This window comes from Mesorhizobium sp. M2A.F.Ca.ET.037.01.1.1, from assembly GCF_003998075.1.
Lineage (GTDB): Bacteria > Pseudomonadota > Alphaproteobacteria > Rhizobiales > Rhizobiaceae > Mesorhizobium.
In genome coordinates this window covers 1-5,177 of sequence record NZ_RZSA01000438.1, presented here as the reverse complement: position 1 = coordinate 5,177, position 5,177 = coordinate 1, and the positions used below count along the sequence as shown (strand labels likewise).

Sequence of the window (5,177 nt, the reverse complement as noted above, 5' to 3'; positions counted from 1 at the left end):
CTTCTACAACTCCTCTGTCGCCCGCATCCACATGGCGGTCGAGCAGCCGTCGGCGACGGTGAACGGTGTCGATCGCACCTGAATTGCGCACATCCAAAAAAGATTCCGTTTTCTGGTTATAACCAGATTGACGGACCCGGGAAGCTTCTGTAACGTCCCTGTCATGGGGTCGGGAGGAGCCTGACCCCGGAGGCATTATCAGGACGGCCGGCTTGCGGCGCCGCTTCGGCGGCGAGGGCAGCGTTTTGCCCGCGCTCAAGCCTGTCCTGATGGAGGACGTGCATGGATTACCGGTCGCAATTCGACCTGACGGGCGAGGTTGCCGTCGTCACCGGCGGCGCCAGCGGCATCGGTCTCGAGGCCGCCAAGGCGCTGGGGACTTGCGGCGCGAGGATCGTCCTGCTCGACATGAATGCGGATGGGCTGAAGGCCGCTGCCGAGGCGCTCCAGGCCGCTGGCGTCGCGAGCGTCGATGGCCGCGTGTTGAACGTTACCGATCCGCAAGCCGTCGAGGCGACGGCAACCGCAGTCGCCGCGGATTTCGGCCAGGTCGATATCCTGGTCAACAGCGCCGGCATCGCGCGCCTCAACACCGCGCTCGACACGCCGGACGAAGAATGGCGCCTGGTGATGGATGTCAACGTCAACGGCGTCTACTGGGCCTCGCGCGCCTTCGGCCGTTCGATGGTCGACCGCAAGAAGGGCTCGATCGTCAATCTGGGTTCCATGTCGGGGCTGATCATCAACCGTCCGCAGACCGCGCCGTCCTACATGGTGAGCAAGGGCGCCGTGCACATGATGACCAAGGCGCTTGCGGTCGAGTGGGCGAAGTCAGGCGTGCGCGTCAACGCGCTGGCGCCGGGCTATGTCGGCACCGACATGACGCTGAAGATGCGCGAGCGTCCCGAACTCTTCAACACCTGGATCGACATGACGCCGATGGGCCGGCTGGGCACGCCGCAGGAGATCGCTTCGGCGATCCTGTTCCTGGCGTCGCCGGCCTCGAGCTACGTGACGGGCGCGATCCTGTCGATCGATGGCGGCTACACGGCCTGGTGACGGACTGAGCAAGGATTGGAATATCGCATGACCGTTTCGGACCGAGATGTGCGCCAGGCCATCATCGACGCCTGCATCGAGATGAACGCACTCGGCATCAACCAGGGCACATCAGGCAACATCAGCTGCCGCCATGGCGAGGGCATGCTGATCTCGCCGACGAGCACGCCATATGACACGCTGGTGCCCGAGGACATCGTCTTCATGAGCTGGGACGGCGAGGTCGACGGACGCCTGCCGCCATCCAGCGAATGGCGTTTCCATCTCGACATCATGAAGGCGCGGCCCGAGATCAACGCAGTCGTCCACGCGCATCCGACCTATTGCACGACGATCGCCATCATGGGCCGGAAGATACCGGCGATCCATTACATGGTCGCGGTCGCCGGCGGCAGCGACATTCGTTGCGCACCCTACGCCACCTTCGGCACGGCGGAGCTTTCGGCGCACGCGGTGGAGGCATTGCGCGGCCGCAAGGCCTGCCTGCTTGCCCAGCACGGCATGATCGCCGTCGGGTCGAGCCTCGCCCAGGCGATGTGGCTGGCCGTCGAGGTCGAGACGCTGGCGCGCCAGTATCACGGCGCCCTGCAGATCGGCGAGCCGCCAATCCTGTCCGACGAGGAGATCGAAAACGTCATCAAGCGCATGGCGAGCTACGGCCTGCGCGACAATGACGCCGCTGCCTGAGGAGCAGCAACTGACTGTTTCGCATATCCTCCGGGAAGGCCCGGAGCGATCAACAAGGGAGGAAATGAAATGACAAATTCGATGAAAGGCCTCGTCAAGGCGCTCGCTCTGGGGTTGGCGGCGGCTTGCAGCCTGGCCGCCATCTCGGGCGCCAGCGCTGAGGAACTGTCGCTCAAAGGCAAGCGCATCGGCGTCTCCGCCATCGGCACCGACCATTATTGGGACCTGATGGCCTTCAAAGGCATCCAGGACCGCGTCAAGGAGCTCGGCGGTGAAGTCATCGCGCTCGACGCCGGCCGCAAGGACCAGCAGCAGATCGCGCAGCTGCAGACGCTGATCGCGCAGAAGCCGGACGCGATCATCGAGCAGCTCGGCAATCTCGAAGTGCTGAACCCGTGGCTGCAGAAGATCCGCGACGCCGGCATCCCGTTGTTCACGGTCGATACCGCGACGCCGCACGCCATCAACAACACCACCTCCAACAACTACAATATCGGCGCCGAGATCGCGCTGCAGATGGTCGCCGACATGGGCGGCAAGGGCAATGTGCTGGTCTTCAACGGCTTCTACAGCGTGCCGGTCTGCAAGATCCGCTACGATCAGCTGAAATATGTGCTGACCTCGTTCCCGGATGTGAAGATCGTCGAGCCCGAGCTGCGCGACGTCATTCCGAACACGGTGCAGAGCGCCTATTCCAACGTCACCGACATGCTGACCAAGTCGCCCGAGAAGGGTTCGATCGGCGCGGTCTGGGCCTGCTGGGACGTGCCGCAGATCGGCGCCACGCAGGCGGTCGAAGCCGCCGGCCGCAACGAGGTCAAGACCTACGGCATCGACGGCAGCCCTGAAGTCATCAAGATGGTGATGGATCCGAAGTCGCCGGCCGGCGCGGTCGCGGCGCAGCAGCCCTATGAGATCGGCAAGACCTCGGTCGACAATGCCGCGAAATATCTGGCCGGCCAGAAGGTGCCGCCCTTCACTTTCGTGCCTTCGGTGCTGATCAACAAGGAAAATGCCGTCGAAAAAGGAAAGCCGTTCCTCGACGCCGCCGAGAAGGCTGGCGTTAAATAGGACGGAACGAAACGGCGGGCAGCCGCGCCCATGTGGCTGCCCGTCACATCCAACCAGGATTGACGGCCATGCAGACAGCAAAGCGTGACATTGCTGTATCGATGACAGGCATTTCGAAACGGTTCGGTCCGGTACGCGCCTTGGAAAACGCGAACCTCGAGATCGCGCGCGGCTCGATCCTCGGCCTTGTCGGCCAGAACGGCGCGGGCAAGTCGACCATCATCAAGGTGCTGGCCGGCATCATCAAGCCGGACAGCGGCTCGATCCTCATCAACGGCGAGACCGTAACTTCGCTGACACCGGCCTCGGTCGAAAAGCTCGGCGTGCACTTCATCCACCAGGACAGGCTGCTGGTGCCTACCGCGACGGTCGGCGAGGCCGTGTTCCTCGGCCATGAGATCGGCCTTGGCCCGTTCGTAAGCCGCCGCGCCATGGAGCGCAGGGCCGCGGACCTGCTGAAGCGCTTCTTCGGCATGGAACTGCCGGCCGGAACGCTTGTGAAAGATCTCACCACGGCGCAGCAGAAGGTCGTGCAGATCACCCGCGCCTTGGCGCAAAAAGCCTCGGTGCTGGTGCTCGACGAGCCGACGGCGGCGCTCGTCAAGCGCGAGGTCGACAGCCTGTTCGACGTGCTGCGCCGGCTGCGCGACGACGGCATCGCCGTGGTCTTCATCTCCCACTACATGCAGGAAATCGAGAAGCTCTGCGACCGCGTCACCGTGATGCGCAACGGCACCGATGTCGGCACGGTCGACCCGCGTCAGACGCCGATCGACGAGATCATTGCGATGATGATCGCCCGCGATGTCGGCGAGATGTTCCCGAAGCGCTCGGTCAATTTAGGCGCGCCGGTGCTGGAGGTTTCCAAGCTTCGTCTCGGCGGCAGCTTCGAGAATATCGGTTTCAACGTCCGCGCCGGCGAGATCGTCGGCCTCACCGGCCTGCTCGGCTCAGGCGCCAAGGAGATCGTCCAGTGCCTGTTCGGCCTCAAGACTGCCGAGGGCGGCCGGGTCAAGGTCGAGGGGAGGGAGCTTGCCCTGTCGACGCCCGTCAAAGCGGTGCGCGACGGCATCGCCATGCTGCCGGAAGACCGCCGCGCCCATGGCGTGGCGCTCGGCCTTTCGGTGCGCGAGAACATTTCCCTGGCCAGCCTGCGCCGCTATTCCAAGAGCGGGTTGGTCAGCCGCGGCAGCGAGAACCAGGCGGTGGACAGTCTGATCAAGGAGCTGTCGATCAAGACACCGCATCGCGACGCGCTGGTGCGCGAGCTCTCCGGCGGCAACCAGCAGAAGGTGGCGATCGCCAAATGGCTGAGCTGCCAGTCGCGCGTCTATGTGCTGGACGAGCCGACGGTGGCCGTCGATGTCGGCGCCAAGGTCGAGATCTACAATCTTCTCAATCGGCTGGCGGGCGAGGGCGCGGCGATCCTGCTTCTGTCCTCCGACCTGCTCGAATTGGTCGGCGTCTGCGACCGCGTGCTGGTCGTCTATCGCGGCCGGCTTGCCGGCAGCTTCTCCGGTTCTGCGATGAACAGCGATGTGCTGCTGGCGGCTTCGTCGGGCGCACGTTCGACCATGGATGGAGTGGCTGCATGAGCGCGACTGTCCTCCACACAGACGTCGGTGTTTCCGACGAAAAGCAGGCCGCGGCCAAGAGCGCCGGCCGCCGCTTCGGCGCGCTCGTCGTGCGGCTCGGCGCGATCGCCGCCTTCGCCGCGATCATGGCTTATTTCGTCGTCTTCGCGCCGGGCTTCACCTCGACCTTCAACCTGATCAACGTCGTCGAGCAGTCGGCGATCCTGGGCGTGCTCGCCTATGGCATGACCGCCGTCATCATCGGCGGCGGCTCCGACGTCACCGAAGGTGGCATCGACCTTTCGATCGCCGCCAATATGGGGCTTTGCGCCGCGATCTATGCGACGCTTCTGTCGATGGGCTATGGCGATTTCCTCTCGGTGATCGCGGCCATTGCCGTCGGCATGGCGGTCGGCGCGCTGAACGCCCTTGCCGTGGTCGGGCTCGGCATCCTGCCGCTGCTCGCAACACTTGCCGTGCTCAATGTCGCGGCCGGCATGGAACTCACCCTCACCCAGAACACGGTCGTCGGCGCATCCTCCCCGCTGCTCGGCGTGCTGGTGTCGGGCAGCTTCCTCGGCATCTCCGCGCTTGCCTGGGCGCTGATCGTCTTCTCCGCCATCATGATCGTGGTCGTTCACGGCACGTCGTTCGGGCTCAGGCTCTACGCCGTCGGCGGACACCCGGAAGCGGCGCGCGCGGCGGGCATCAGCGTGCCGTTCTACGTGTCCTTCACCTATGTGCTGAGCGGCTTCTGCGCGGCGGTGGCGAGCATCCTCACCGTCT

At 64.6% G+C, this 5,177-nt stretch carries 5 protein-coding genes; all 5 read left to right on the top strand.

The genetic code is table 11. The features are described from left to right. Positions 1-282 precede the first annotated feature (282 nt). Entirely contained in the window at positions 283-1,059 is a 777-nt protein-coding gene (locus EOA27_RS20800) for an SDR family oxidoreductase (protein ID WP_126078738.1), read from the top strand. A gap of 27 nt (positions 1,060-1,086) precedes the next feature. Continuing rightward, complete coding sequence (locus tag EOA27_RS20795; RefSeq protein ID WP_126078737.1) at positions 1,087-1,746, top strand: L-fuculose-phosphate aldolase; 660 nt, start codon at positions 1,087-1,089, stop codon at positions 1,744-1,746. A 69-nt stretch (positions 1,747-1,815) separates the two neighbouring features. Beyond that, the gene (locus tag EOA27_RS20790) at positions 1,816-2,817 is read left to right on the top strand and encodes a sugar ABC transporter substrate-binding protein (RefSeq protein WP_210211625.1); all 1,002 of its coding nucleotides are present in this window, start codon (positions 1,816-1,818) and stop codon (positions 2,815-2,817) included. A gap of 68 nt (positions 2,818-2,885) precedes the next feature. Next, the gene (locus EOA27_RS20785; protein ID WP_189343213.1) at positions 2,886-4,412 is read left to right on the top strand and encodes a sugar ABC transporter ATP-binding protein; all 1,527 of its coding nucleotides are present in this window, start codon (positions 2,886-2,888) and stop codon (positions 4,410-4,412) included. Beyond that, positions 4,409-5,177, top strand: a 769-nt coding sequence (locus tag EOA27_RS20780; RefSeq protein WP_145970445.1) for an ABC transporter permease, incomplete at its 3' end; no start/stop codon positions are given. The genes EOA27_RS20785 and EOA27_RS20780, both read left to right, overlap by 4 nt.